Source organism: Parvularcula mediterranea, assembly GCF_013085255.1.
Classification (GTDB): domain Bacteria; phylum Pseudomonadota; class Alphaproteobacteria; order Caulobacterales; family Parvularculaceae; genus Parvularcula; species Parvularcula mediterranea.
In genome coordinates this window covers 397,984-423,976 of record NZ_JABFCX010000002.1, presented here as the reverse complement: position 1 = coordinate 423,976, position 25,993 = coordinate 397,984, and the positions used below count along the sequence as shown (strand labels likewise).

At 62.7% G+C, this 25,993-nt stretch carries 23 protein-coding genes and 2 tRNA genes; 19 read left to right on the top strand and 6 right to left on the bottom strand.

Annotation, left to right across the window (positions count from 1 at the left end):
• Window positions 1-26: 26 nt before the first annotated feature.
• Window positions 27-1,256 carry a phosphoribosylamine--glycine ligase gene (purD, locus tag HK107_RS02635; RefSeq protein ID WP_173196528.1) on the bottom strand — a complete coding sequence of 410 codons (1,230 nt, stop codon included), beginning with the start codon at window positions 1,254-1,256 and terminating at the stop codon, window positions 27-29.
• Between the two features lie 61 nt (window positions 1,257-1,317).
• Here purD and HK107_RS02630 point away from each other — a divergent pair, with 61 nt between their 5' ends.
• Window positions 1,318-2,199 (top strand): hypothetical protein, encoded by an 882-nt coding sequence (locus HK107_RS02630; protein WP_173196526.1) that lies wholly within the window; start codon window positions 1,318-1,320, stop codon window positions 2,197-2,199.
• Here HK107_RS02630 and HK107_RS02625 read toward each other — a convergent pair whose 3' ends face one another.
• On the bottom strand, window positions 2,200-3,153 hold the full coding sequence (locus HK107_RS02625) for a PstS family phosphate ABC transporter substrate-binding protein (RefSeq protein WP_173196524.1): 954 nt from the start codon (window positions 3,151-3,153) through the stop codon (window positions 2,200-2,202). It abuts the gene before it with no gap.
• Between the two features lie 165 nt (window positions 3,154-3,318).
• On the opposite strand from HK107_RS02625, the gene xseA reads away from it, so the two are divergent.
• From xseA to HK107_RS02610, 3 genes are all read left to right on the top strand, one after another.
• A complete protein-coding gene (gene xseA / locus HK107_RS02620) occupies window positions 3,319-4,692 on the top strand; it encodes an exodeoxyribonuclease VII large subunit (RefSeq protein ID WP_173196522.1) in 1,374 nt (457 codons plus the stop codon).
• A gap of 67 nt (window positions 4,693-4,759) precedes the next feature.
• Entirely contained in the window at window positions 4,760-4,885 is a 126-nt protein-coding gene (ykgO, locus tag HK107_RS02615; RefSeq protein ID WP_031553840.1) for a type B 50S ribosomal protein L36, read from the top strand.
• Window positions 4,886-4,999: 114 nt separating this feature from the next.
• Complete coding sequence (locus HK107_RS02610) at window positions 5,000-5,458, top strand: tetratricopeptide repeat protein (protein WP_173196520.1); 459 nt, start codon at window positions 5,000-5,002, stop codon at window positions 5,456-5,458.
• A gap of 5 nt (window positions 5,459-5,463) precedes the next feature.
• On the opposite strand, the gene HK107_RS02605 is transcribed toward HK107_RS02610, so the two are convergent.
• Together HK107_RS02605 and HK107_RS02600 are read right to left on the bottom strand one after the other, a co-directional pair.
• Window positions 5,464-5,892 (bottom strand): beta-lactamase hydrolase domain-containing protein, encoded by a 429-nt coding sequence (locus HK107_RS02605; protein WP_173196518.1) that lies wholly within the window; start codon window positions 5,890-5,892, stop codon window positions 5,464-5,466.
• A gap of 24 nt (window positions 5,893-5,916) precedes the next feature.
• Window positions 5,917-5,993: transfer RNA gene (locus tag HK107_RS02600), tRNA-Pro, on the bottom strand.
• A 118-nt stretch (window positions 5,994-6,111) separates the two neighbouring features.
• On the opposite strand from HK107_RS02600, the gene HK107_RS02595 reads away from it, so the two are divergent.
• The 8 genes from HK107_RS02595 (at window position 6,112) to HK107_RS02560 (ending at window position 12,515) form a co-directional block, all read left to right on the top strand.
• Window positions 6,112-6,186, top strand: a tRNA-Gln gene (locus tag HK107_RS02595).
• 407 nt (window positions 6,187-6,593) lie between these two features.
• The gene (locus tag HK107_RS02590) at window positions 6,594-7,388 is read left to right on the top strand and encodes a DUF3450 domain-containing protein (RefSeq protein WP_173196517.1); all 795 of its coding nucleotides are present in this window, start codon (window positions 6,594-6,596) and stop codon (window positions 7,386-7,388) included.
• Window positions 7,389-7,415: 27 nt separating this feature from the next.
• Window positions 7,416-8,789: a MotA/TolQ/ExbB proton channel family protein gene (locus HK107_RS02585; protein WP_173196515.1), complete on the top strand. Its 1,374-nt coding sequence runs from the start codon at window positions 7,416-7,418 to the stop codon at window positions 8,787-8,789.
• A gap of 33 nt (window positions 8,790-8,822) precedes the next feature.
• A complete protein-coding gene (locus HK107_RS02580) occupies window positions 8,823-9,350 on the top strand; it encodes a MotA/TolQ/ExbB proton channel family protein (RefSeq protein WP_173196513.1) in 528 nt (175 codons plus the stop codon).
• 3 nt (window positions 9,351-9,353) lie between these two features.
• The gene (locus tag HK107_RS02575; RefSeq protein WP_173196511.1) at window positions 9,354-9,779 is read left to right on the top strand and encodes an ExbD/TolR family protein; all 426 of its coding nucleotides are present in this window, start codon (window positions 9,354-9,356) and stop codon (window positions 9,777-9,779) included.
• A gap of 81 nt (window positions 9,780-9,860) precedes the next feature.
• Window positions 9,861-10,265 (top strand): ExbD/TolR family protein, encoded by a 405-nt coding sequence (locus tag HK107_RS02570; protein ID WP_173196509.1) that lies wholly within the window; start codon window positions 9,861-9,863, stop codon window positions 10,263-10,265.
• A gap of 54 nt (window positions 10,266-10,319) precedes the next feature.
• A complete protein-coding gene (locus tag HK107_RS02565) occupies window positions 10,320-10,919 on the top strand; it encodes an energy transducer TonB (protein ID WP_173196507.1) in 600 nt (199 codons plus the stop codon).
• Window positions 10,920-10,925: 6 nt separating this feature from the next.
• A complete protein-coding gene (locus HK107_RS02560; protein WP_173196505.1) occupies window positions 10,926-12,515 on the top strand; it encodes a tetratricopeptide repeat protein in 1,590 nt (529 codons plus the stop codon).
• Window positions 12,516-13,030: 515 nt separating this feature from the next.
• Here HK107_RS02560 and maiA read toward each other — a convergent pair.
• A complete protein-coding gene (gene maiA / locus HK107_RS02555; protein WP_173196503.1) occupies window positions 13,031-13,675 on the bottom strand; it encodes a maleylacetoacetate isomerase in 645 nt (214 codons plus the stop codon).
• Window positions 13,676-13,686: 11 nt separating this feature from the next.
• On the bottom strand, window positions 13,687-15,609 hold the full coding sequence (locus tag HK107_RS02550) for a DUF885 domain-containing protein (RefSeq protein WP_173196501.1): 1,923 nt from the start codon (window positions 15,607-15,609) through the stop codon (window positions 13,687-13,689).
• A gap of 201 nt (window positions 15,610-15,810) precedes the next feature.
• On the opposite strand from HK107_RS02550, the gene clpB reads away from it, so the two are divergent.
• The 7 genes from clpB (at window position 15,811) to HK107_RS02515 (ending at window position 25,937) form a co-directional block, all read left to right on the top strand.
• On the top strand, window positions 15,811-18,456 hold the full coding sequence (clpB, locus tag HK107_RS02545; protein ID WP_173196499.1) for an ATP-dependent chaperone ClpB: 2,646 nt from the start codon (window positions 15,811-15,813) through the stop codon (window positions 18,454-18,456).
• A gap of 299 nt (window positions 18,457-18,755) precedes the next feature.
• On the top strand, window positions 18,756-19,100 hold the full coding sequence (locus tag HK107_RS02540; RefSeq protein ID WP_173196497.1) for an energy transducer TonB: 345 nt from the start codon (window positions 18,756-18,758) through the stop codon (window positions 19,098-19,100).
• 91 nt (window positions 19,101-19,191) lie between these two features.
• Window positions 19,192-21,987, top strand: coding sequence for a methyl-accepting chemotaxis protein (locus tag HK107_RS02535; protein ID WP_173196495.1), 2,796 nt, complete (start codon window positions 19,192-19,194; stop codon window positions 21,985-21,987).
• A gap of 122 nt (window positions 21,988-22,109) precedes the next feature.
• Complete coding sequence (locus tag HK107_RS02530) at window positions 22,110-22,625, top strand: peroxiredoxin-like family protein (RefSeq protein ID WP_173196493.1); 516 nt, start codon at window positions 22,110-22,112, stop codon at window positions 22,623-22,625.
• Window positions 22,622-22,948 (top strand): YbjQ family protein, encoded by a 327-nt coding sequence (locus HK107_RS02525; protein WP_173196491.1) that lies wholly within the window; start codon window positions 22,622-22,624, stop codon window positions 22,946-22,948. Before HK107_RS02530 ends, HK107_RS02525 begins: the two co-directional genes overlap by 4 nt.
• 211 nt (window positions 22,949-23,159) lie before the next feature.
• Window positions 23,160-24,095, top strand: a complete 936-nt coding sequence (gene fabD / locus HK107_RS02520; RefSeq protein WP_173196489.1) for an ACP S-malonyltransferase — start codon at window positions 23,160-23,162, stop codon at window positions 24,093-24,095.
• A gap of 78 nt (window positions 24,096-24,173) precedes the next feature.
• Window positions 24,174-25,937 (top strand): ATP-binding protein, encoded by a 1,764-nt coding sequence (locus tag HK107_RS02515; RefSeq protein WP_173196487.1) that lies wholly within the window; start codon window positions 24,174-24,176, stop codon window positions 25,935-25,937.
• Window positions 25,938-25,993: the final 56 nt, after the last annotated feature.

Here is a 25,993-nt window from a genome sequence, read left to right as displayed (position 1 = left end):
GCAGGGCGCGGAGGCACGCGCGTGAGTCAGAGACCCTTGGCGATGTCCGTCCGGTAGAAACCTTCCGGCCAGTCAATCGTTTCTGCCGCCTTGTAGGCTTTCGCGCGGGCCGAGGGGATGTCGTCTCCAAGGGCCGTAACGCTCAGCACACGCCCTCCATTGGCGAGGATCTTCTCGCCGTCGTTCTTCGTCCCTGCATGGAAGACGTAGGTGTCGAAGTCCTTGTGCACCTCATCGAGGCCCTGGATCTCCGAACCCTTTTCATACGCACCCGGATAACCCTCGGCTGCGTAGGTCACGAGCACGCCCGCCTCATCCTTCCAGTCGAGCCCCACGCCGGCCAGCCTGCCCGTCGCTGCGCCCCAGAGGGAGGGGACGACGTCCGAGCGCAGACGGCGCATGAGAATCTGGCATTCTGGATCACCGAACCGGCAATTATACTCGACGAGTTTCGGACCTTCGGCGGTGATCATCAGCCCTGCGTAAAGCACACCGCGATAGGCGATGTCGCGCTTCTTCAGCTCACGGAGGGTCGGCTCGATAATCTCGGCATAGGCCTGGTCTTCGAGCTCACGGGAAAAGTTCGGGTGCGGAGAAACTGCGCCCATGCCGCCCGTGTTGGGACCCTCATCGCCATCATGGGCACGCTTGTAATCGCCCGCCGAGCCGAAGCGCTGGATGCTCTCGCCATCGGTCACGGCGAAGACGGAGACCTCCCAGCCCTCCATGAACTCCTCGATGACGACAGAGCAGGAGACCTTGAGAAGCTCGTCCACCGCCGCCTCAGCGCGGGCGAGGTCGTCTGCGATGATGACGCCTTTTCCAGCCGCCAGCCCGTCAGCCTTCACGACGTAAGGCGCCTTGAACTCCTTCAGGAACGCCTTCGCCGAGGAGCTTTCGGTGAAGTGCCCATACCGCGCCGTCGGAACGCCGGCCGCGTCGCAGATTTCCTTGGTGAAAGCCTTGGAGGTTTCGAGCGTCGCGCCCGCCTTCACAGGGCCGAAGCAGGGGATGCCCTCGGCCTCCAGCCGGTCCGCCAGACCCTCCGCCAAAGGCTGCTCGGGACCCACCACGACCAGGTCGATCCCTTCTTCTTTCGCGAAAACGATAGGGTCAGCGATGTCGCGGCAATCGCCTGCCTCGGCCATCCCCGGGTTGGAGGAGGCACACACGAGGCGGCTAACCAGCTGACTCTGCGCGATTTTCCAGGCAAGGGCGTGTTCTCGGCCGCCGCTTCCGATGAGCAGGATCTTCAAGTCGTAACCCTCTATCTTATGTCACGTGACCGGCTTTATGCTGGGGTTGAGGCTGAGGTCCATGATGAGAATGAGGTTTCTTCGGGCGGGGGTGCACCTGCGCCGCTGGAAACGCCGTCCGAAGATCGCGGCGGCCCTCGGCCGTGTGCGCCAGGGGACCCCCTACGCAGCCTCCGGTGTCCTCAACCTTCTCCTGATCGCAGGCCTCGCCGCGGGCTACACGTCGTTCGTCGCCAAGGGCATCGTGAACGCAGGCCCCGGCGAGCGCGTCGTTACTGTCCGTCTCTTCGACGCCCTGCCGAATGAGCCTGACCCCGTCCCCGAAAATCTCTCCGAAGAGGTCGAGGAAGCCGAAGAGGCCGTCATCGGCGCCGACACTATCCCCGAAGGCAACGCCATCGAAGAAGGCGAGGATGTCGGCGAACAGGTTGGCGATGCTGCGCCGGAAGAAGAGCTTGGCGAGCAGGTCACCGCCGCCCAGATCGGCGTCGACGTTCCCTCCGTCGCACTTCCTGAAGTGGACGCAGGCGAGGGCCGTCCTGACGGCGTCGTCGGTATCGACTGCTACCGCGTCTTCTCCGGCAACCGCGAGCAGGCGCTCGAATGCGCAGGCCGCGAGATCCTCTCAGGCTGGCGGGCCGAGCTTGCCACCTATGGCGATGACTGGAACCGCTTCGCCTCGGAGCTCGGCACCGGAAGGCGCCAGATCCGCTACGGCCCCCTTCGCCGCGTCGTGGACCCGCAGGAATTCGGCTACCCCTCGGGCCTCGAAGTGCCCAAGGAGGTGCAGGAGCAATACGAGCGCGCCCTCGCCGAGGTCCGCCGCCGCCAGCAGATCGAAGAGTTCGGCCGTCCCAACGACGTCGAGGAAGAGATCGAAGCCGAGCGCGCCCGCGACCAGGACGCCGCCACCTACAACCCCGTCAGTCCTTCGGGCAGCTGATCAGTGCCTCGCAGGGATGAGGCCGATCCGGCTGAGATAACCCCCTGGGCCTATCGCTTCCTCGGCCATGAAGGCGTTTCTGAACGCCTTCAAATCCTCATCGAGATCGACGGCGGCGTCATTTAGATACATCCAAAGTGGGGAGGCGAGAGGGTAGCTACCGTCTCCCAAAGTCAACTTGGTCGGTGCACGTCCCTCAACCCGAACGACTTGCAGATGCGTCTTCAGTCGCTGTGACGCTCCATAATCGAGGATCCCGAGGGCACCTTGTTCCTTGTGCAGATTAAGGACGAGATCGGAACGCTCCTCGTTCATAACGACAAAGACGCCATCCGTCCGCAATGCTTTCGCTGTCCGCTCCATCGCGCCCTGCTCCTGCGCTTCCAGCGCCGCGTGGCAAGAGTTGCGCTTGGCGCCTTTAGCCAAGGCGAGGTCCACGAAGGAGGAGTAGGTGCCGTGACGGGCAGAGGGGCCGAACACTTTGATAGGGACATCTGGCAGACGTTCTGAGACATCTCTCCATGTCAGCGCTTCATTGGGGACCAGCTGGCAGTCAGCATCCGGAACATTCTTTGCGAGCGCCCTGAAAAGCTCCTCCCGGGTCACGGAGAAATTGGGCAGTGCCGTCTCGCGGTAGGTCACGAGCACAACACCGTTGTTGCCGATCGCGAACTCCGAGAGCCGCGTCCCGAGGGTTTCCGCGCAGACACTCTGCTCGTCCCGAGCCATCCTTCGCGATGAAAGCGTGAGCGGCTTCGCTCCCGAGCAAAGCGCTCTGATCCCCGCGTTCGAGCCCTGCGGATCAATCCGCAGCTTGTTGGTCAGTGTGCCCTGAATGTGAGAAATGACCGCCCTTGCGTAGGGCGCGACTGTGCTCGACCCGATGATGACGGTCTCTTCCGCCTGCGCCGGGCCGATCGCCGCGCAAAGCGCGAGCGCTATCCTTTTCAGCATGAACGCTGATCCTTTGTAAGCTGATTATGATGGGGATTATTGTTCTCGTTGCACCTGAGCTATGGCGTGCAGCTGAAGCCATTCTCAACTGGACACTTCAGATTTTAGCGAAGCTTCGCTTTTCCCGCAGTTGCGTGACAAGGCCAGCCGCGGCAAACCCTATCCATGTCCGAGAACGTCCCCGAATTCTCCGTTTCCGAGCTCTCAGGTCAGGTCAAGAAGACCCTTGAGGACAGCTTCGGATATGTCCGTGTACGGGGCGAGCTTGGCCGCGTGACCCGCGCGGGGTCGGGGCATGTTTATCTCGACCTGAAGGATGAGCGCGCCGTTCTCTCCTCGGTCATGTGGAAGGGCACGGCCCAGCGCCAGGCCGTGAAGCCTGAGCAGGGGATGGAGGTCATCGCCCAGGGGCGGCTCTCCACCTTCCCCGGCCAGTCCCGCTACCAGCTCATCATCGACCAGCTCTCGCCAGCCGGCGCGGGCGCGCTGATGGCGCTCTATGAAGAGAGAAAGAAGAAGCTCGCCGCTGAAGGGCTCTTCGATCCTGACCGCAAGCGTTCGATCCCGTCGCTGCCTAGGCGCATCGGCGTCGTCACCTCGCCATCGGGCGCGGTGATCCGGGACATCCTCCACCGCCTGCGCGACCGATTCCCAAGCCATGTCATGGTCTGGCCCACCCTCGTTCAGGGCGAGAGCGCACCCAGGGGCATCGTCCGGGGCATCAAGGGCTTCGCGAACCTGACCGAAGAAATGCGCCCCGACGTGATCATCGTCGCAAGGGGCGGGGGCAGCCTTGAAGACCTCTGGTGCTTCAATGACGAGGACGTGGTCCGGGCCGCCGCGGCGAGTCTGATTCCCCTGATCTCCGCTGTCGGGCACGAGACCGACACGACGCTGATCGACTTCGCCTCCGACCTCCGCGCGCCCACGCCTACGGCAGCGGCAGAGCTCGCCGTTCCGGTGAGGAGCGAACTCCTCGCGCGCGTCGCCCAGGCCGAAGCGCGGCTTTCCCGCGGGGTCTCATCGCTCGTGGAGAACGCCCGGCTGTCTCTCGGCAGTGCGATTCGCGGCCTCGGCACCCCGGACAACCTGACCCGCACGGCAGAGCAGCGCCTCGACCGTGCCGAGACCAGGCTCTCTGCGCTCGCCGACAGGCTGACCTCATCCCGGGAGCTGGCGCTCAGCCGCGCCGCGCCGCGATTCGTCCCGTCTCTCCTCTTAAGGCCCGTCGAGAAGATGGAGGCCAAGCTCGCCCAAGCGAAGCTGCCCGGAGGGCTCCTCATGGCGAGGCTCGACGCAAGGGCCGACAAGGTGGCGCAGGCCGGAAGGCTGCTCGGCTCGGTCAGCTATCGCGGCGTCCTCGAAAGGGGCTTCGCCCTCGTCACTGACTGCGACGGGAAGCTCGTCAAATCGAAGGCCTCAGCCGCCAAGGCCAGCGCGCTGACGCTCACTTTCGCGGACGGAGAGCACCGTGTCGGGGCGGCTTCGATGAAAAAGACGCCAAAACAGCAAAAAGAGGGGCAGGGGGACCTCTTCTGATCCTTGACGAACCCCTGCCTGTTGCTGCATGGGGCGCGCTTTGTGAATTCCCTCGCGAGAGACCCCGATGAAAGTCCGCAGCTCGATCAAATCGCTGAAGAACCGTCACCGTGACTGCCGCGTGGTGCGCCGTAAGGGCCGCATCTACGTGATCAACAAGACGCAGCGCCGCTTCAAAGCACGCCAGGGCTAAGCCCTTCGGGGTGCAGTCTGACGCCTGACCTTATGGTCACCTGTCAGGCTTCACTCTGATCGTGTTCTCGGTTGGCGCGTTAACCCGCTTCGGTTAGCGTCTCACCCGATGTTGTTGCCGATTCTTCTTTTCTCTGCCGTTCAGGCAGCTGACCTCCAGCCTTACGGGCGGGAGGTTTGTTCTGTTGAGACCGGCCCGGAAGTGGGTGTCGGCATCCTTTGCGAGCGTGCGCTGGTCGCCCTCGAAGCTCGCGAAGTCTCTGTCGCCAGAGAGCTCTCCGAAACAGCATCCAAGCTCGCGCCAAGCCATCCCGGCGTCTGGATTGTCAGGGCCAAGGTCGCCCGTTCGGTCCGCCAGCTCGACGAAGCCCGTAAGCACTTCGAAAAAGCAGCTTCCTTGGAGCCGGATAATCCCGCGATCCTCATCGCCGCTGGCGACTTCGAGGCGGAAGAAGGCAATGTCCGCGGCGCAGCCGGCCTCTATGAACGCGCAGCCGTCATCGACCCCAGCTATCCGGGTCTCGCCGCGAGGCTCGAAGCCCTCGGCGACGACGTGAAACCCAACGAAATCTGAGCGAATCAGCCCTCGGACGCGCCGCGTTCGATCAGCTGTTGGCGAGCAGGGGAGAGGTCGATCCCTGCCGACCGTGCGTCGTCAAGGATCTCTTCGATTGGCTTGCCTTCCTGGGCCGCGGCGAAGCTCGCCAGCACGATCGCCCGGGGACCGCCTCCGCAATAGGCAAAGACCTTCCCGCCCTGAAGCGCCGCGAGGAAATCCGCGACAGCTGACGGCTCAGGCATCTGCCCCGGCGTCATGGGTATATAGTGGAAGGTCAGCCCCGCAGCTTCCGCCGCGATCCGCATGCGTTCCGACTGAAGATCGTCTCCGACCTCTTGGTCGGGGCGCGAATCAACGAGCACATTGTGACCGGATGCTTTGATAGCTGGGAGTTGGTCGGGCGAAATCTGGCCCGCCACAGTGATTCGACCGTTCAGTGGGCGATCCATTGGCGACCGCTCCTTCTTTATGAATGGTCGGAGTGAGAGGATTCGAACCTCCGGCCCCTGCCTCCCGAAGACAGTGCTCTACCAGGCTGAGCTACACTCCGAAGAACCGCGCCCATAGCGAGATCACCAGGTACGCGCAATCGGAAAAGCGCGGCAAAATTTCATGTCGATTTAGCGTTGCATCCCTAGGCGGAGGTCGTTATTCACGCCTCTCCCTGCTGGGGTGTCGCCAAGTGGTAAGGCAGCGGTTTTTGGTATCGCCATGCGCAGGTTCGAATCCTGCCACCCCAGCCATCTTTTCTTCTTTTGTGAGCGCGATCGTCCGTTGACGTCCTAATGACGATCACGTCGCGTTCAGTTCGTGATAAAGTTTCGTGAAAATTCGCCTTAGAGGCGATCTCCCGATTGATCCCGGAACGTTTTTACGTCACGGTCACCTGTCTGTGGGCAGAAGCTGCCAACAGACACCCGCTGGGAGGGCCATGAACGCTCGTGTTCACCACGTGCGTCACATTTGTTGCCAAATGGACAGTTTGGCTTCATGGTTTGGTTCCGCTCTCTAGGCGGCTGGGTAAGGTGGGGCGGAACGGTTCGCGATGCGGACCAGCACCCCCAACGAGAAGAAAGTTTTTAGGGCGTCGGGCACTTCTGGCTGCGGCGCTTGTTACCATGATGGGTGGAGACACTTGAAGGTGAAGCACATGCACAAGAAGATCGCGCTGCTCGGCACGGCGATGGTCGCCGGACTGTCGGTGAGCGTTCCCGCATCGGCACAATTCAGTCAGGCTCTCGACATCAGCCGCCAAACGGCCCGTGACGGTGCTGCTTCGCAGCAGCGCGTCGAGCAACTCGACGACCAGGCCAAAGAACTGCTCAATGACTACCGCGCTGCGACCAAGCAGCTCGATCTCCTGCGCCGGTTCAATGACAGCCAGCGCGCCGAGATCGAGAACCAGGTCGAGCAGATCGCTGGTCTCCGCACCGACATCGCGAACGTCGAAGGCCTCGAGCAGGCCGTCGTTCCGCTGATCGGTGACATGCTCGAGCAGCTCAAGCGCATCGTCGCCGCTGACATTCCTTTCCTCACGGCCGAGCGTCAGGCTCGCCTCGACCGTCTTGACTCGGTCATGGCTGACCCGACCCAGACGGCAGCTTCGCGCTACCGCCTGATCATCGAGGCCTACCAGATCGAGAACGAGTACGGCCGCACGATCCAGGCTTATAACGGCACTGTCGTTGATGGCGATCAGGAGCTCACCGTCGAGTTCCTCCGCATCGGTCGTATCGCTCTTATCTATAAGACCGCCGACGACAGCGGCCTCCGCATCTACAACCAGGCAACCGGCGCTTGGGACGATCTTGACCGCTCGTTCCTCGACGACGTTCGCATGGGCCTCCGCATGGCCAAGGAACAGCTGCCCCCGGGTCTGCTCCAGGTTCCGGTCAAGGCTCCGCAAGCTGCAATCGAAGCGGTTTCGACCGCTCCCGCCGAATAACGGTCATTCGAGATCAAGAGGATGATGATGCTTCAGAAACTCAGCAAAGGTCTCATCGCTGGCGCCGCGATTCTCGCGGCCACGGCAGGGACCGCTTCCGCCCAGAACAACAACATCTCGCTCCAGGACGTCCTGAACGCAGCTCGTGCAGAGCAGCGTGCAGCCCGGGCAGCGGACCAGCAGCGTGAGGCCGAGTTCCTCGCCGAGCGTAACCGCCAGGCAGCTCGCCTTGCGGAAGTCCGTCGCCAGGTCGACGCAGCTGACGCCGAATCGGACCGTCTCGCTGCCGAGTACGAGCAGAACGACGCCACGATCGGTGAGCTGACCAGCGAGCTGCAAGCCGCCCAAGGCGACTTCGGCGAGCTCTTCGGTGCCGCACGTTCGGCTGCTGGTGACTTCGCTGCCCAGCTTCAGGACTCGGTCATCTCGGCCCAGTTCCCGGGTCGCGTTGAGCCGCTCCAGGAGATTGCCCAGTCGGACAAACTCCCGTCGGACACCCAGCTCCGCTACATCACCGACGTGATGTTCGAGCAGATCGTAGCTCAGTCGAACACCTCGACCTTCGACGCGACTGTCGTGAACGCTCGCGGTGAGAACAACACCGGCACGATCACCCGTATCGGTCCGTTCGTCGCCTTCGACTCGTCGGGCAACTACTACACGATGCAGGCTCTGCAGGACGGCCGCGCCCGCCTGAAGCAGCTCGCACGTAACCCAGGTACGGCTGACGCTGTCGCCAACGCCCGCGGTGTCGCTGGCTTCTCCGGTGACGGCCTCCGCGCTGGTACGATCGACCCGTCGCTCGGCCAGATCCTCGGCCTCGTCATCGAGACCCCGACTCTTGAAGAGCGCTTCCACTCGGGCGGTATCTTCGGTTACTTCATCACCGGCATTCTCGTGCTCGGCGTGCTGATCGGCGTCTACAAGCTGGTCACCCTGTCGTCGCAGAAGTCTGGCGTGAAGAGCCAGATGCGCCGCAAGTCGCCTTCGCGCGGCAACGCTCTCGGCCGCATCATGATGGCCTACGACAGCAACACCAACGCCGACACCGAGACCCTCGCGCTCAAGCTCGACGACGCTGTCCTCAAGGAGCTTCCGAAGCTCGACTCCGGCCTCAACCTTCTCAAGGTTCTTGCCGCGATCGCACCGCTCGTCGGTCTCCTCGGTACCGTTGTGGGTATGATCCAGACCTTCCAGCAGATCACGCTGTTCGGTACCGGTGACCCGCAGATCATGGCTGGTGGTATCTCCCTCGCGCTCATCACGACCGCTATGGGCCTTATCGCTGCTATCCCTCTCCTTCTCCTCCACGCACTGGCTTCGGGTACTGCCCGTTCGATCGGTTCGATCCTGGAAGAGCAGGCCGCTGGGATGATCGCCGCTCACGCTGAGACGCGCTAACCAGCGCGCCTCGGCAACCTCGGGAGGTTGTCTATGGAAATTCTCCTGAACCCATTCGATGCGATTCAGGCCTTCCTCCTCGCGGGAGGCCCGGTCCTCGGCTTCATCATGATCGTGACCTTCATTATGTGGGCACTGATTGTGGAGCGGATCATCTACTTCCTCGCCTCGCGCGGCTCGGTCCAGAAAAAGGCCGAGCGGAGCTGGGCGGCTCGCGACGAGCACCGTTCCTGGTACGCCAAGGCGGTCCGCGAGAAGCTGATCTCCGAAGTCGATCTCGAAGCCCGGAGCAATTTCGGTTTCATCAAGGGGCTTGTTGCGGTGTCTCCGCTTCTCGGTCTCCTCGGAACCGTCACCGGGATGATCGAGGTGTTCGACGTCATGGCCGTGACCGGTTCTTCGAACGCTCGGCTCATGGCTGGCGGTATCTCGAAGGCTACGATCCCCACGATGGCGGGTCTGGTTGCATCGCTCTCGGGCATCATCGCGCTCAACTTCCTTGAGCGCCAACAGAAGCAAGCCGTGGCCACTGCCGCCGACAAGCTTGCGCTGGAGGACTAAGCGATGCGCAGAAGAGCACGCGGAGCGGGTGAGGCGTCAGACGTCAACATTACGCCGCTCCTCGACATCGTCTTCATCATGCTGATCTTCTTCATCGTGACGGCGACGTTCGTGTATGAAGATGGTCTGAACCCCAATCTTCCGACCCCGAACGAAGAAGAAAACGACACGGCTCCGCCGCCGTCACTCCTTCTTACGGTGCAGGCTGATGGTTTCGTGCTGGTGGACGATGTCCGGGTCGTGGACCCCAAATCGACCAAGCCGGTCGTGGAAGAGTTCATGGCGAAAGAGCCGAAAGGCGTCGTCATCATCTCTGCCGCTGGAGACAGTGAAACGGGCATCATGGTTACGACCCTCGACGAAGCCCGCCAGGCAGCAGGACCGGACCGCTACGCCCGGATCATCCTGGCGCCGCAGGCCAAGCAATAACCGGGTCCGGTCCTTCGGGACCGTGCCCGCTCCGTATCCGCGCCGAGAGGCGTAGTTTGAACCGAACCGATAGGTGTTCAGATGGCTAGAAAGTCGCTGCAGTCAGCAGCTGAAGAAGAAGAAGACGTCAACATCACGCCGCTTCTCGACATCGTCTTCATCATGCTGATCTTCTTCATCGTGACGTCGACCTTCATCAAGGAACCCGGCGTCGACGTGATCCGTCCGGTGGCAGAAACGCAGGTTGAGCAGAAACCTGCAGTTCTCGTCGCTGTCGATGAAAACGACCAGATCTGGATTAACAAGGAACAGGTTGAGCTGTCCGAGGTCCGGTACAAGGTTGAAGAACTTCGCCGCGAAACGCCGAAGGGAAACGCTGTTGTTCAGGCTGACGCAGGCGCGAAGTCCGAGATCACCCTCGACGTGCTTCAGCAGGTCAAGGACGCAGGCATTTCCGACGTCGCTCTGTCGACCGTCGCTGAGTAGAATTTCAAGGCCACCCGTCGCTGATGCGCGGGAATGGCTGATTGGAGGAAGAACATGGGTGGCATCATCCGGACAGTCGTTGGCGTTCCGCTCGCCGCTGTCGTTGTTATGGGCCTCTTCCTGTTGATGTGGTCCCAGATCGCTCCTGGAGAGGTTGATCTCGGCGAAGACAAGGAACCGGTGAATATCAGCATCACCAACCAGATCGAGGACTCCGAGATCCAGAACCAGCGCCGGTTCGAGCGTCCCAAGCTTGACGCTCCGCCGCCGCCGCCTCCGGCGATCCAGCGGCAGAATTTCCAGCCGCAGGTCGAAGGCGTCAGCGCAGCTGCTCCTGATTTCGGCACGGATGTCGACATCGGTTCGGGCTTCAACCCTGACCGCGACGCCCAGCCCCTCGTGCGGGTCAACCCGTCGGGCTTTGAACGCTGCATCGATGACGACGAAGGCACCGAGTATGTGTCGCTTGAGTTTGACGTGACGCCGGACGGTAATGTCGTGAACGTCCGCGTCCTCGAGAGCTCGGATCGTTGCTACGAACGCTACGCTATCCGCGCTGCAGAGCGCTGGAAGTATCAGCCGAAGATCGTGAAAGGCGAGGCGGTTCCCCGTCGCGGTGTGCGCACGGTCATTCGCTTCGAGATTGGCGGATAAGAGACGATGAAGCTTCTAAGTCAGCATTCGAACCTCCGCCGCCAGGCATCGGCCGCGTGTATTGCGCTGATGCTCGCTGGAACGGGTGTCGTATCCGCTCCTGCCTTCGCTGCTCAGCAGACGCAGGCCGAGCGAGAAGCCGAGGATCAACGCCGTTCGCGTCAGACCCTCTCTGAGCGTTCGGGCCGGGCCCTCAATGACGCCCTCAACCTCGCCAACGAAGAGCCTCCGCAGTTCCAACAGGCAATTGCCCGTCTGGACCAGCTCCTCTCGCGCAGCATCCCGCCTTATGACGAGGCAACGGCGCTCGAGATCCGCGGTAACTTCTACTTCCAGGTCGAGAACTATCAGGGCGCCATCCGTGACTTCCGTCGCGCGTTGGAACTCGATGTCCTTCCCTCGGCGCGTGAGAAGAACCTCATCCGCGGTATTGCGCAGCTCTACTATCAGACCGAGCAGTTCGATGCCGCTATCCGCTTCATGCAGGACTATGTCCGCGACTTCCCGCAGGACGCAGAGGCCAGCGACTACTTCATCATCGCTGGTGCTTACGCCCAGAAGGATGACTATCGCGGCGCCATGGGACCTGCAGAGCGTGCTCTGCAGCTTGACCAAGCAGCAGGGAACAGAACCGAGAACTATTATGGCCTCCTGAACCTCATCTATTCCGAGCTGAACATGAGCGCGAAGCGCCGTGATCTCCTCGAGCAGGCCGTGAACTTCTTCCCGAATACGGAGAGCTACTGGTCGCAGCTGGCCTTCCTCTACAACGAGGCGAACCGGAACGCTGACGCCCTCGCGGTGCTCGAGCTTGCTTACAAAGCAGGCCTCATCACCGATGGCGGCAAGATCCGGACGCTGGCGCAGTTCTACTACGACCAGAACAACCCGTTCCGCGGTGCCAAGCTGCTCTCGTCTGAGATGCAGGCTGGCAATGTCGAGCGTAACCTCAGCAATCTCGAGCTTCTCGCCCAGCTCTGGGCCGCGGCTCGTGAGCAGGACGAGGCTATCGCGATCCTCGCCGAAGCCGCACCGAAGCGCAGCGACGGTTCGCTCTACTACCAGCTGGGTCAGAGCTATCTCGCTGACGAGCGCTACCAGCTTGCCATTCGCAACCTCCGTGAAGCGATCCGCCGTGGTGGCTTGACCGAGCGCGAGATCGGCAATGCTTACGTGCTCATCGGTACCGCTCTGTTCCAAGAGGACAGCGATAGTGCCGAAAGCCGTGCCGCAGCACGCCGCGAGTTTGTCCGTGCAGGCCGATACCCTGGTCAGGGGGCTACGTCGCGTTCGTGGGTGACCTACATCGACACGATCGAAAGCACGCTCGCGCAACAGCGCGAAGTCGAGCTGCGCCAGGCAATCGAGCGTAAGGAGCGTGAGATCACGCGCTGCGAATCGATCCTCGACGTGATCGAGCTTGGCGGCCGGACGGAAGTTCCCGACGAGCAGATCGCCTCCTGTCGTGAGCTTGTCGCTCAGGTCGAAGAAGGCGGCGAAACGGCAGAGTCTCTCGTCAGGGCCGAGCGGGGCCTCGACGATGAGGAAGCTGAAGACGCCTCTGAAGAAACCGAAGCCCCCGCCGAAGAGGGCTAAGGCCAACAGCGCCTCGGCTCCTCCGGGGCGGAGTGATCCTTCCAAGGGTCGCGTGTGATCGACACGCGGCCCTTTTTTCTTGGCTGAAGGCATGTTCGTCGTCGGCATGATTTTGTCTGGACCTGCTCCGCATCATCGCTGACGGCCCGAGCAGGCAGCAGGCAGCAGGCAGCAGGCAGCAGGCAGCAGGCAGCAGGCAGCAGGCAGCAGGCAGCAGGCAGCAGGCAGCAGGCAGCAGGCAGCAGGCGGCTAGAGACAGGTCCGGAGTGTTTCGCGAGCGGAAGACTGCGCGCTTTCCTTGGCTCGGCGTGTCACTCGATCATTGCGAGCGTCCGGGAGCCGCTGTCGACAGAGCATCGAATCACACGCCGCGGTTGGGCGATCGGCACAGCAGCCGAGATCCGCATCGACACTCAGCGGCGAAGCTTTGTGGAACGCCCGCCCGCTCATCGCCTGCCGCAGAGCGTTGCGATCCGGGCGCAGAGGCTACGCAACGCAGATCCCGAGAGGCAGCCCTAGACCTGCGCGTCCGCCTGTTGGTCGGGGTGCGCCGCGGCGACGGCGGGGAGGGCGTTGAGGGCCTCTTCAATCTTGAGAAGCTTCGTGTACCGCTCAACCGATGCGCCGAATCTGCGGCCGGCGTAGAGCTGGGGCAGGAGGTAGCAGTCGGGAAGCGTCGGCTTCTCGCCCATCACGAAGGGACCAGACCAGCTGTCACGCGACAGCTGCTCTTCCATCGCGGCAAAGCCGACGTCGATCCAGTGCGCGGCAAAATTGAAGGCTTCGTCGCGCTCATGACCAAGCTCGTTCTGAATGTATTTCAGGATGCGGAGGTTCTGCACCGGATGGATGTCGCACCCGATCATCGCCGCATACTGACGGGCCTTCGCACGGCCAAGCGCGTCCTTGGGCAGAAGATCCGGGCCTGCCAGCGCCTCGTCGATATATTCGAGGATTGCTGGGCTCTGGTTGATCACCGTCCCGTCGTCGAGGATCAGCGAAGGGACCAGCCCTTGTGGGTTGAGGGCAAGATATTCCTCACCCTTATGCTCCGCCTCCAGAAGGTTGACGGCGACCTGCTCGACTTGGACGCCCTTGAGCGCCAGTGCGACCCGCACGCGGTAGGACGTGCCAGAGCGCCAGTATCCGTAGAGCTTCATCGCCGCCGCCCTCAGTTGAGCTCAGGCGCCGGGCCACCATCCTCGACCCAGGCCTGGATCCGCTCTTTCAGGACCGGCATCGGCGCACCGCCGTCGCGAAGGACCTGATAGTGGAAGGCGCCGATATCGAAATCCTCACCGAGGGCCTCTTCAGCTGCTGCGCGCAGTTCCTGGATCTTCAGCATGCCGATCTTGTAGGCGAGGGCCTGGCCAGGCCAGACGGAGTAGCGCTCGATCTCGATGGCAACGCCTGAAGGCTCCATGCCAGCATTGGCGACCATGTAATCGATCGCTTCCTCGCGTGACCAGCGCTTCTCGTGCATCCCCGTATCGACGACGAGGCGGACGGCGCGGAAGAGCTCGTCACGCAGGCGGCCGATGTCGCCATAGGGATCGTCTGCATAAAGACCGACTTCCTCGGCAAGGCTTTCGGAGTAGAGCGCCCAGCCTTCCGCGAAGCCATTGGTCGAGGCGACCTGACGCACGCGCAGGGGCGTCTGCTTGTCATCGACGGCGAGGGCCAGCTGGAAGTGGTGGCCTGGCGTGGCCTCGTGATAGGTGAGGGTCGGCAGCGAGAACTTCGGCTGGGTCGCCGTATCCCGCAAATTGATGAAGTAGAGACCCGGGCGTGAGCCATCTTCAGCAGGCTGAAGGTAATAACCGCCCGGTGCGCCTTGCTCGGCATATTCGGGGACCCGGACCACCTCGACGCCGATTGACGGCATGACGAGGAAGTAGTCGGCCATCACGTCGTCGGCTTCCTCGGCGAGCTCCCGGACATAGGAGAGAAGCTCTTCGCGGCCTTCGTCCGTGTTCGGGAAGAGCTGCTCGGGGTCCGCCGTGAGCGCCGCGAGCCGATCGCCGATCGAGCCTTCGGTCATGCCGATCTGCTCGAAGCGGGCTTCCATCGCTTTGTGGATACGGCCCACTTCGGCGAGGCCCAGCTCGTGGATGCCGCCAGGCGTGCGCTCGCTCTCGCCATTCACCTTGGCGAGGGCTGCGTAGAGATCGTCGCCCTGGGGAATATCCCAGATGCCGGCGTCGTGGGTGGCGTCATCCTGATGCCGGCGCAGCATTTCGAGAAGTGCTTCATATGCGGGGTAGACGGAGGTTTCGACCGCGGCGACGGCGCTCGCCACCAGCTCGTCGCGGTTCTCGACGCTCAGCTCTTCGAGCGTTCCGGCGAGGTGGGACACGAGGATGTTGTCCTCGGGTTCGCCTGCGATAAAGCGGGCTGCGTTGTTGATCGCGCCTTCCATGGCATAGTCAGGGGGCAGAACACCTGCGCCAGCGTTGGCTTCGAAGATCTCGATATCGCCCATGAAGAGGTCGTAGAAAGCATCGAGCCGCTCGACATAGGCTTCCGCGTCGGCAGCGTTCGACAGGCCGTGTGCCTGCGTCATGAACTGCGGCAGGTCGACGTGCAGGCCGCTGATCTGATTGAAGACGTAGGGGCTGTGATAGCTGCCGCCGAGGACGTAGCCAGCATCGTCAGCAATCGAGTAGAGCTCAGCGAGATCGGCATCCTGCGCGGTCAGGATCATGGCCATCTCGCGGTGCTTGGGCGAGAGCTTGTCCATGTCGAGGCCAGCGAGTCGGTCCTTGAGGCGCTGGGCCACGGCGCGGCGCTCTTCGACACCGGCGATCCCCGGGGTCTCGAACCGGTTGTTGTAGCGTCCGCCCGCATCTTCTGCCGAGAGGTTGGCGTAGCTGGCGTTCCGTGGATGGGCCCGGAAATAGGCCTTGGTGCTCTCCGCGATGATCTGATCGAGGAGGGCGTCTTCGCTCATTTCTGCGGTGGTTTCAGGGCTCGCCGCCGGGGCGCTGGTCTCGGTGGGAGCGGCCTCTTCGGCCCGGTTGTTCCCGCAGGCCGCGAGAAGGGCGATGCTGGACGCGCCGATGAGAATGGCGCGGGAGAGGGTCGAAAAGGTCATGCTGGGCCCCGAAAAAACGTCCCCAAGGGTCTGCGGGTAACCACCGCGCACCGCAAGAGCGGGGCTGCGATCAAGTGGATGCGCGCCTGTCCGGACAGTTTCGCCGCAACCTGCCGTTGAACTGGACCTGCTAATCCCCACATTCTCGGAAGGCGCTGCCATCTGGGGCGCCGGAATGTTCGATGCTCAACAGAGGTCGCTATGCAATTTGAGAACTTCACCGACCGTGCACGCGGTCTCATTCAGGCTGCCCAGACGATTGCCGTCCGGGAAAGCCACCAACAGATCACGCCCCATCACCTCCTGAAGGCGATGCTGGATGACAGCGAGGGGCTCGCTTCCAACCTTATCCGCCGCGCTGGCGGAGACCCTGCCATTGCGCTCCAGCTCTCCGATCAGGCGCTTTCCAAGCTGCCTTCGGTCGAAGGCGAGGGTGCGCAGACCTATCTCGCGCAAGATCTCGCCAAGGTGCTGACCCGCGCCAAAGAGATCGCGAAGAAGGCAGGCGACAGCTTCGTCACCGCTGAACGCATCCTCGTGGCCCTCGGAATGGAAGGTAGCGCCAAGGACGCGCTGGCCAAAGCGAAAGCCAGCCCCCAGGCGCTCAACACCGCTATCAACGAAATCCGCAAGGGCCGCACCGCTGACAGTGCCAGCGCCGAGCAGGCCTATGACGCTCTGAAGCGCTACGCCGCTGACCTCACCGCGAGGGCCCGGGAAGGCAAGCTCGACCCGATCATCGGCCGCGACGAGGAGATCCGCCGCGCCATGCAGATCCTGTCGCGCCGGACCAAGAACAACCCTGTCCTCATCGGTGAGCCGGGTGTCGGCAAGACCGCCATCGCCGAGGGCCTCGCCCTCAGGATCGTCGATGGTGACGTGCCGGAGAGCCTGAAGGACAAGCAGCTCCTCTCCCTCGACATGGGCGCGCTCATCGCAGGCGCGAAGTACCGCGGCGAGTTCGAGGAGCGGCTGAAGGCCGTCCTGCAGGAAGTCGAAGCGGCCGAGGGCGGCATCATCCTCTTCATCGACGAGATGCATACGCTGGTCGGCGCAGGCAAATCCGACGGCGCGATGGATGCGTCAAACCTCCTGAAGCCTGCGCTCGCGCGAGGTGAGCTCCACTGCGTCGGTGCCACGACCCTCGATGAGTACCGCAAGCACGTCGAAAAGGACGCGGCCCTCGCAAGGCGTTTTCAGGCGGTGTTCGTCTCCGAACCCACGGTCGAGGACACCGTCTCGATCCTGCGTGGCCTCAAGGAGAAGTACGAGCTCCACCACGGGGTCAGGATCTCCGACGGCGCCATCGTGGCCGCGTCGACTCTGTCGAACCGCTACATCACCGACCGCTTCTTGCCGGACAAGGCCATCGACCTCGTGGACGAGGCGGCTTCGCGCCTGCGCATGGCTGTCGATTCCAAGCCTGAAGAGCTCGATAATCTCGACCGTCAGATCATTCAGATGAAGATCGAGCGCGAGGCTCTCCTCAAGGAAGAGGACGATGCGTCGAAGGACCGTCTCCAGACCCTCGAAATCGAGCTCGCCGACATGGAGCAGCGCTCCGCTGAGCTGACAGCCCAGTGGGAAGGCGAGCGTGCAGCTCTCGCTTCGTCCACGGAGCTGAAGGAGCAGCTCGACCGCATGCGTGCCGAGCTGGCCGATGCCGAACGCACCGGCGACCTCGCCCGTGCGTCTGAGCTCAAATATGGCCGCATCCCGCAGGTCGAGAAGGAGCTCGAAACGGCCCAGAACGCAGACCCCGGCGACCTCGTGCAGGAAGTCGTGGATGCCGAGGCCGTCGCGCAGGTCGTCTCCAAATGGACCGGCATCCCCGTCGACAAGATGCTCGAAGGCGAGCGCGAGAAGCTCCTCAAGATGGAGGATGCTCTCCACAAGCGTGTCGTCGGGCAAGACGAGGCCGTGGTCGCCGTTGCTTCGGCGGTCAGGCGTGCGCGAGCCGGTCTTCAGGACCCTAACCGACCGCTGGGCAGCTTCCTGTTCCTCGGCCCGACGGGTGTCGGCAAGACCGAGCTGACCAAGGCGCTGGCAGCGTTCCTCTTCGACGATGACACGGCGATCCAGCGGATCGACATGTCGGAGTACATGGAGAAGCACGCCGTCTCCCGCCTGGTCGGCGCGCCTCCGGGCTATGTCGGCTATGAAGAAGGCGGCGTCCTGACCGAGGCCGTCCGCAGGCGTCCCTATCAAGTCGTCCTCTTCGACGAGGTGGAAAAGGCGCACCCGGATGTCTTCAACATCCTCCTGCAGGTCCTCGACGAGGGCCGCCTGACCGACAGTCAGGGGAGGGTGGTCGATTTCCGCAACACGCTCATCATCCTGACCTCGAATCTTGGGTCCGAGTTCATGACCGGCCTCGCGGAGGATCAGGAGGTCGAGCTTGTCCGGCCGCAGGTGATGGATGCCGTGCGCGGCGCGTTCAGGCCCGAGTTCCTGAACCGCCTCGACGAAATCATCCTCTTCTCCCGGCTCAAGCGGGCACAGATGGGCGCGATCGTCGACATCCAGATGGCCCGCCTCGAAAAGCTCCTGGTCGAGCGGAAGATCACGATCGACCTGCAGGAAGGGGCTCGCGAGTGGCTGGCGGAAGCCGGCTATGACCCGGCCTTCGGTGCGCGTCCCCTGAAGCGCGTCATCCAGAAGGCTGTGCAGGACCCGCTGGCTGAGCGGATCCTCTCCGGCGAGGTGAAAGACGGCATGGGCCTCCTGATCGACGCCGATGAGAACGGCCTGACCCTCAACGGCAAGCCGCTGGCAGGGCGTGAAGCCTTCCGCCTCGGCGGCTCCTCGCCGCTCTCCGGGGCGCCAGAGGGCCAGATGCTGAACTAACAAAAGAGCGGCGGTCCGGCAGACGGGCCGCCGCTTTGCCTTACCCGGCCACCAACATTCCTTATTTCCGCCCCAATCGGTCAGGGGCCCGCTGTTAAGCGTAATCTCTCAGAAAAGCCTAAGAATCGCAGGGCTTCCGGCACCGGCTTTCAAAGCAAACCTGCGCAAATCTTAAGCGCTTCTTTCTAAAAGAAGCATCTGGCGCAGGCCTTTATTGGCTGTTTGATGACGCAGTCTTAAGAGCCAAGCGCTACTCATTGCTCATCGCCGGAGGGGGTCCGGCGCATGAGGAGAGAGCAATGATCAGTACCAAAAAATCTGCTCGCGCCTCGATTCCGGCCGCCCTTGCGGCTGTGTTCCTGGGATCGGTGGGCTCGAGTTTCGCAATGGCGCAGGAACCTGCGCTGGTGAAAGCAGTTCCGCCGGAATACCCGCGCGCAGCCGAACGCCGTGATCTCGAGGGCGAGGTTATCGTCAGCATCGTCGTCGGTGATGACGGCAGTGTCTCGTCGGCCACCGTGGTCTCCGCGACGCCGCCGGGCATTTTCGACACGGCAGCGACCCGCGCAGTTCAGCGCTGGAAGTTTGAGCCGGGCAAGCCGGCAACTCTGACCAAAAAGATTCAATTCAAACTGACGGGCTGATCACCCGTCTGAGTAAAAAGAGGGCTTGGGGCACATGCATCGTTTTACAACGATCCGGACACGGTTACTCAGCGGGCTGACAACGTCGGCCTTGCTGCAGCTCATTGCATTGGCGATCGCTGTCGTCGCGCTTTTTGCGACATCGGAGGCTGTCCGACAGGTCAGCATGCAGAAGTTGCCCCAGGCCCGGCACGCGAGTGAACTCGCTTCGGCATCGGAACGCCTCGGCGACGATGTCGGCGACCTGATCGGCTCGCAAACGATGGAAGCGCGGGAGGAAAACTACCAGCGCTTCCTGACCCGTTTTGAAGACAGCGCCACGATCGTCAGCGAGCTTGACGCTGAAATCGTCGGCGAGGGCCACCTCATCAATGTCGAGGAAGCCCGGACGTCCCTGATGGACGCCACCAATTCCGTGCACGAAGCGAACGGTGCTTATCTCGAGCGCCGCTTTCAGCGCATGGACATCATCGCATCTGCCAAGGCGACGCAAGGCACGCTGAGCGAAGCCCTCGAAGAAGCCATCGACGGCGCGTCTGGCGCCGACGTCGAGACGCTCCTGCGCCTCGGGCTGTCGGTGAAGACCATCGCCACGCTCTATTCGGACCTTTCGCTTCTTGAAGACCCGGCAGCCATTTCGGGCCTCGAAAGCGATTTCGCCCTCTATGCTGACGATGTGCGGATCAACCTCGCCATCCTCGGCGCCAGCGCGACCGAAGCCGTCCGTACCGCTGCCGATGCGTTCTTGAACGCAGGCACCGGTGAGGCAGGCCTTTTCGCAGTGCGCCGTGACGAGCTCTCAAACTTCGCCAGCGCCGATGACGCCCGCGTCCTCGCTCAGGCCGCCGTGCAGCGCCAGAACGAAGCCATTTCCGAGCTGATGACCGACATCTCCGGCGCAGCTGACGCCGCTGCAGCCAAGACGCTCGCCAGCGCGGAAGCCAACACCTGGATCCTCTCGATCATCGCGGTGATCAGCCTCGGCGTCGCCGTCGGGCTTGGCTATTTCTACGTCCACAGAGGGATCTTGCGCCGCATGGATGCCCTTTCGGGTGTCATGAACAAGGTGTCCGAAGGCGACCTGACCCAGAAGCCCGAAGGCCTCGATATTCAGGACGAGATCGGCACCATGGCCCGAGCCCTCGAAGTGTTCCGCGAGAACGCTCTGAAGGCGGAGGAAATGAACAAGGAGATGCTCGCTGCTCAGGAGCAGGCCCTCGAAGCGGAGCGCCGTGAGCGCGAAGCTGCCGAGGAGCGCCGCAAGGCCGAGATGCAGGCTGAGAAGGAACGTCAGGAAGCAGAAGAGCGCGCCCGTCAGGAACGCGAAGCTGCTGCCGAACGCGAACGTCAGCTCAAGGAAGAAGCCGCTCAGAAAGAGATGGAAGCCCGCGAACGTCAACGCGAGGCCGAAGCCGAAGCGGAGCGCAAGCGCCTCGAAGAAGAAGCGCGCCTGATGAAAGAGAAGGCGGAGGCCGAAGAGCTTGCCCGTCAGGAGCGCGAGGCCGCTGCCGAGCGCCGCCGTCAGGAAGAAGAACAGCGCCGCCAGGAAAAACTCGCCGCCGAAGAACGTGAGCGCCAGCTCCGCGAAGAGGCTGCCGAGAAGGAGCGCATCGCCGAGAAGAAGCGTCAAGACGCCGAAGCCAAGGCCATGCGCGAGAAGGCGGAAGAAGAAAAACGCCGCCTCGAAGAGCGCGCTGAAGCTGAACGCAAGGCCCAGGAAGAGCGCGAAGCCGCCGCCGAACGCCAGCGCCAGGCCGAGATCGAAGCCCAGGAACGTCTCGAGGCTGAACGCCGCGCGATGATCCAGAAGCTCGGCTCGTCGATCGGCGAAGTGGTCCGCGCGGCCCAGTCCGGCGACTTCTCCAAGACTGTGGAAGCTGACTTCGAGGACGAGGAGCTGAATGAGCTCGCTGCCAACCTCAATGCCCTTGTGGGCACGGTGAAGGGTGGCCTCGAAGAGACGATCTTCGTGCTGAAGGCTCTTCAGGACTCAGACCTGACGAAGCGGATCGAAGGCGATTTCGAAGGCGCGTTCGCGGACCTTCGCGATGGTGTGAACTTCTCCGCCGATGGCCTGAAGAACGTCATCAATAATCTGCGTAACACGTCGAGCCGCGTCGGTTCGTCCCTCAACGAGCTGATGAGCTCCGTGGACGAACTGTCGGCCCAGACCTCGACCCAGGCGGCGACCCTCGAAGAGACCTCCGCGTCGCTCCAGAGCTTCACTACCACGGTCGAAAGCACCGCCAAGCGGACCAGCGAGATGCGCGACAATGCTCGCCATACGCAGGATCGCGCTGAACAGGGCGGCCGCGTCATGACCGAGGCGAACGAAGCGATGGACCGCGTCGCCAAGTCGTCGAAGAAAGTGACCGAGATCACCTCCGTGATCGAATCGATCGCCTTCCAGACCAACCTCCTCGCGCTCAACGCTTCTGTCGAAGCCGCCCGTGCGGGCGAGGCAGGCAAAGGCTTCGCAGTCGTCGCGGCAGAGGTCAGGAACCTTGCTCAGTCCACGGCCAATGCATCGAAAGAGATCGGCCAGCTGATCGGTCAGTCCAATGAGGAGATCAAGGGCGGCGTGACGCTCGTCTCCAAGGCTGCCGAGGACCTCAAGGCCATCGTCGAGGAAGTCTCCCAGAACGTGGTCCTGATCGACGAGGTCTCTCAGGCCACGGACAGTCAGAACCTGACCTTGCGCGAGATCAACGCGGCCATGTCCGACCTCGATCGCCTGACGCAAGGCAACAACACCCTCGTCGACCGCAACACCCATGCTATCGGCGAAGCCAAGCACGAGTTCGACCATCTCGACCGCGTCGTCGCCGCCTTCAAACTCGACGGCGAAGTCACCACGAAGGTCTACACAGCTCAGGACGCGGCCTAAAAGCGGCTGTCCAGAGGGGGCACGAAGGCCCGGTCAGCGAGAGGGCTGACCGGGCCTTTTGCTGTCTGGGATCCGGAACCTACATCCCTCCCACGCTGTCCCCGATGGCAAAGGAGGATCCCATGCTCACACCCGGAAAAATCGTTCCCGAACTCGAAGTGCCGATGCTTGGTGGAGACAGCTGGCGGCTGGCTAACTCCGCCGCGCAGAACTTCACCATGCTGATCTTCTACCGAGGGCTTCACTGCCCGATCTGCAAGAAGCAGCTGAAGCAGTTCCTTGAGCACCGCGAGCGGTTTGAGGAGCTCGGCGTGACCACGGTCGCGATCTCCATGGACAGCCAGAAGCGGGCGTCCAAGGCCTATGAAAACTGGGAGCTGAACGGCCTTACGCTGCTCCACGACCTGCCCGAAGCCACCGCGCGGGAATGGGGGCTCTATATCTCGGAGGGCTTCCAAGAGTCAGAGCCGGAAGTTTTCTCCGAGCCCGGATTGTTCCTGATCCGTCCGACGGGGGAGCTTTACGCTGCCTATGTCCAGAGCGTCCCATTCTCGAGGCCGCCCTTCGATGATCTCGCGAGCGGGCTCGAGTACATCATGAAGAACGACTACCCGGCACGGGGGACACTGACGAAATGACCATCATCACCACAACCGACAGCGTTCCTGGGCGCGAGACTACCGAAGTGCTCGGCATTGCGGCAGGCGAGGCGATCCTCGGCGTCAACTACTTCCGCGACCTCTTCGCAGGCGTGCGCGACATCATCGGCGGGCGCTCAGGCGGCTACCAGAAGGCCCTGCGCGAGGCGAGAAACCACGCCATGGCCGACATGCGCGACGAAGCAAAGAAGCTGGGCGCCGATGCGGTTGTCGGCGTCGACATCGACTACGAAGCCGTCGACACGCAAAAGGGAAGCATGCTGATGGTCAGCTGCAACGGTACGGCGGTCAAGCTGCGCTAGGCCCCGCTGAACGCTTTCCCGGAAAGTGCGAAAGCGCTTATCCGGGACCCATGGACCGATACGCGCTTTCTGCGAGAAAGTTCAGGTCTTGGATCCCGGCTCTCCCTCCGGTCAGCCGGGAAGTTGGCACTGAGTAGGCCACCGTAGGGCGGATTGCGAAGCCATCCGCCGCCCGCTAGACGCTCCTCAGTTTCACTGAAGGAGGCCATCCATGTCCCATCTCGCGCTCATCTTCCCCGGTCAGGGGAGCCAGAAGGTCGGCATGGGCAAGGAGCTCAGCGATAATTTTGCCGTGGCCCGCGAGGTCTTCCAGGAGGTGGACGAGGCGCTCTCCCAGAACCTCTCCAAGCTCATGTGGGAAGGCTCCCAGGAAGAGCTGACCCTCACCACCAACGCCCAGCCTGCGCTGATGGCCTGTTCCGTTGCGGCCTTCCGGGTGCTGATGGATGAGGCCGGCCTTACCCTCGACAAGGTCGTCGGCCTTGCAGGTCACTCTCTCGGCGAATATTCCGCCCACGCTTGCGCAGGCTCGCTCTGGCTCCGCACCACGGCCAAGCTCCTCCGTATCCGCGGTGATGCCATGCAGTCCGCCATGCCGGTGGGCGAGGGCGCCATGGCCGCGATTCTCGGCCTGTCGATCGAGGACGCAGAAGCCGTCGCCGCTGAGGCTGGCGTTGAGCTCGCCAACGACAACTGCCCCGGACAGGCCGTGCTGTCCGGCCCGTCCGCAGGCATCGACAAGGCCTGCATCCTCGCCAAGGACAAGGGCGCCAAGCGCGCGCTGAAGCTCGACGTCTCGGCCGCCTTCCACTCCCGCGGCATGGCCCCGGCACAAGAGCGCATGGCCGAAGCTCTCGCCGAAGCGACCGTCGAAGCACCGCAGAAGCCGGTCATCGCGAACGTCGACCAGACCCTCGTCACTACGCCTGAAGAGGTCCGCCGCACACTGACCGAACAGGTCACCGGCCGCGTCCGCTGGCAGGACTGCATCCGCACGCTGAGCGAGCAGGGTGCAGAGACCTTCCTCGAACTCGGAGCAGGCAAAGTCCTCTCCGGCATGATGAAAAAGATCGACGGATCCAAGCAAACCGCCAACTTCGGCGACCCGAAGGACATGGACGCGATTAAATCTCTAGACTGGTCCTAGTCTTTGCCCATGCAGAATTGAGACGCTGGCAACCATTTGCCCTCACTATCAGAGGCTTGGCGACCAGGACTGCATGGCATGTCCCAAGAGGTATTGAAGCGCTACGAGAAGTTTCTTCGTATTTCCAAGGAGATGCGTCCTTGGGATATGATGCGCGCCCGCGCCACTTACTATGTCGCCTGGATCTTCGTTGGGCTTCAGGTCCTCAACCTTGCGGGCATGTGGTACACCTACCGCGCCTGGACTAGTGACCACTGGGCAAGCCTTGGCTGCATTGTCGCCTTTCTCGCGACCGCGCACCTTCTTCGCTGGGTCAAGTTCCCGCCATTTTATGTCGCCGCCTTTGGCGTCTTCTGTTTAGGCGGCCTCATCGTCGCAAGCGAGGGTGCTGGCATCCACAGTGCCCTTCTTCCGTTCATCGTCGTGGCACCGATGATGGCGGCCTTCATCGGTGGCTGGCGCTCCTCGCTTGTGCTTTACGGGTTCGCGACGCTGGTGCTGCTCATGCAGTACAGCATCACGCTTTCCGGCTCGACGGACTACCCCGGATGGACCCCCGGGCCGGCGCAGCAGCGCCTTTTCCAGGCGTTCTTCGCACTGACCCTCGCAACCAGCCTGTCAGCAGCGCTGAGTTATGGTGGTGAGCGCGCGCTCCAGAGCTTCGAGAAGGCGTGGCGAAGAGCCGAGCGCGCGGCGCAGGCTAAGAGCGAGTTCCTCGCTGTCATGAGCCATGAGCTCCGTACACCAATGAATGGCGTGCTCGGACTGACGGAGGCGCTCCTGTCGCGCGGGCCCGGTCCGCTCCTCGACCGCCAGAACGACCTCCTCGTCAATGTGAAGGGATCCGGTGAGCACCTTCTCGCGCTCCTCAACGACGTCCTCGACTTCTCCAAGATCGAGGCGGGCAAGATCGCCTTCGACCCGAGGCCCTTCGATCTTCGGGTGCTCCTCGCCACCGTGCAGCAGACGTTCCGCGAGACCGCCAATGGCAAGGGCCTGTCCCTCGATCTGGAGATCGCCGACGACATCCCAAGGCGCGTGGTTGGCGACGACCAGCGTTTGAGGCAGGTCCTCAGCAACCTCGTCTCCAATGCAATCAAGTTCACCGAAACGGGCAGCGTCACCGTTCGCGTTGGACGGCCCGACCGCTCACAGCTCCGCTTCGGCGTAATCGATACAGGCAAGGGGATCACGCCTGAAGCCGCAGGTACGCTCTTCAAGCCGTTCGAGCAGGGCGAGCAGGATACCAGCCGCCGCTACGGCGGAACCGGCCTTGGGCTCTCCATCTCTGACCAGCTCTGTACACTGATGGGCGGAGCTATCGAGCTGGTCCGGTCGACACCGGGCGAGACCGAGTTTGCGGTGACGCTTCCCTTGCAAGAGGCTGCTGAACAGACGTCTGACGAGCCTGCCTCCTCCCTCCAGTTCGGCGGCTTTGACGGCTTGCGTGTGCTCGTTGCCGAGGACCACGCGGTCAACCGGCTCGTGCTCGGAGAGTTCTTGAGGGCTTGGGGCGCTGTGCCAGTCTTCGCTGAGGACGGTGCCGAGGCGCTTGAGATCCTCGAAGCAGCTGACTTCGATATTCTGCTCACGGATCGCCATATGCCCAAGCTCGACGGCGAGGGCCTTGTCCGCGCCATCCGTGGGCGGAGCGATAGCCGGAGAAACCTCCCGATCATCGCGGTGACTGCGGACGCCATGGAAATCGACCAGACCGCCATGATCGAGGTCGGGGTCAACGGCTTCGTGCCCAAGCCCCTCAAACCCGATACCCTCAAGCAGGCGATTGAGCAGGTACTCGGCGGCGCTGAACAATCTTCCAGGCAGGAAGCAGAGGTCTAAAGGTTTCGATCCGGCAGCACTGCCCGCGTGACAGCTGCCCCGGCACCGCCTAACCA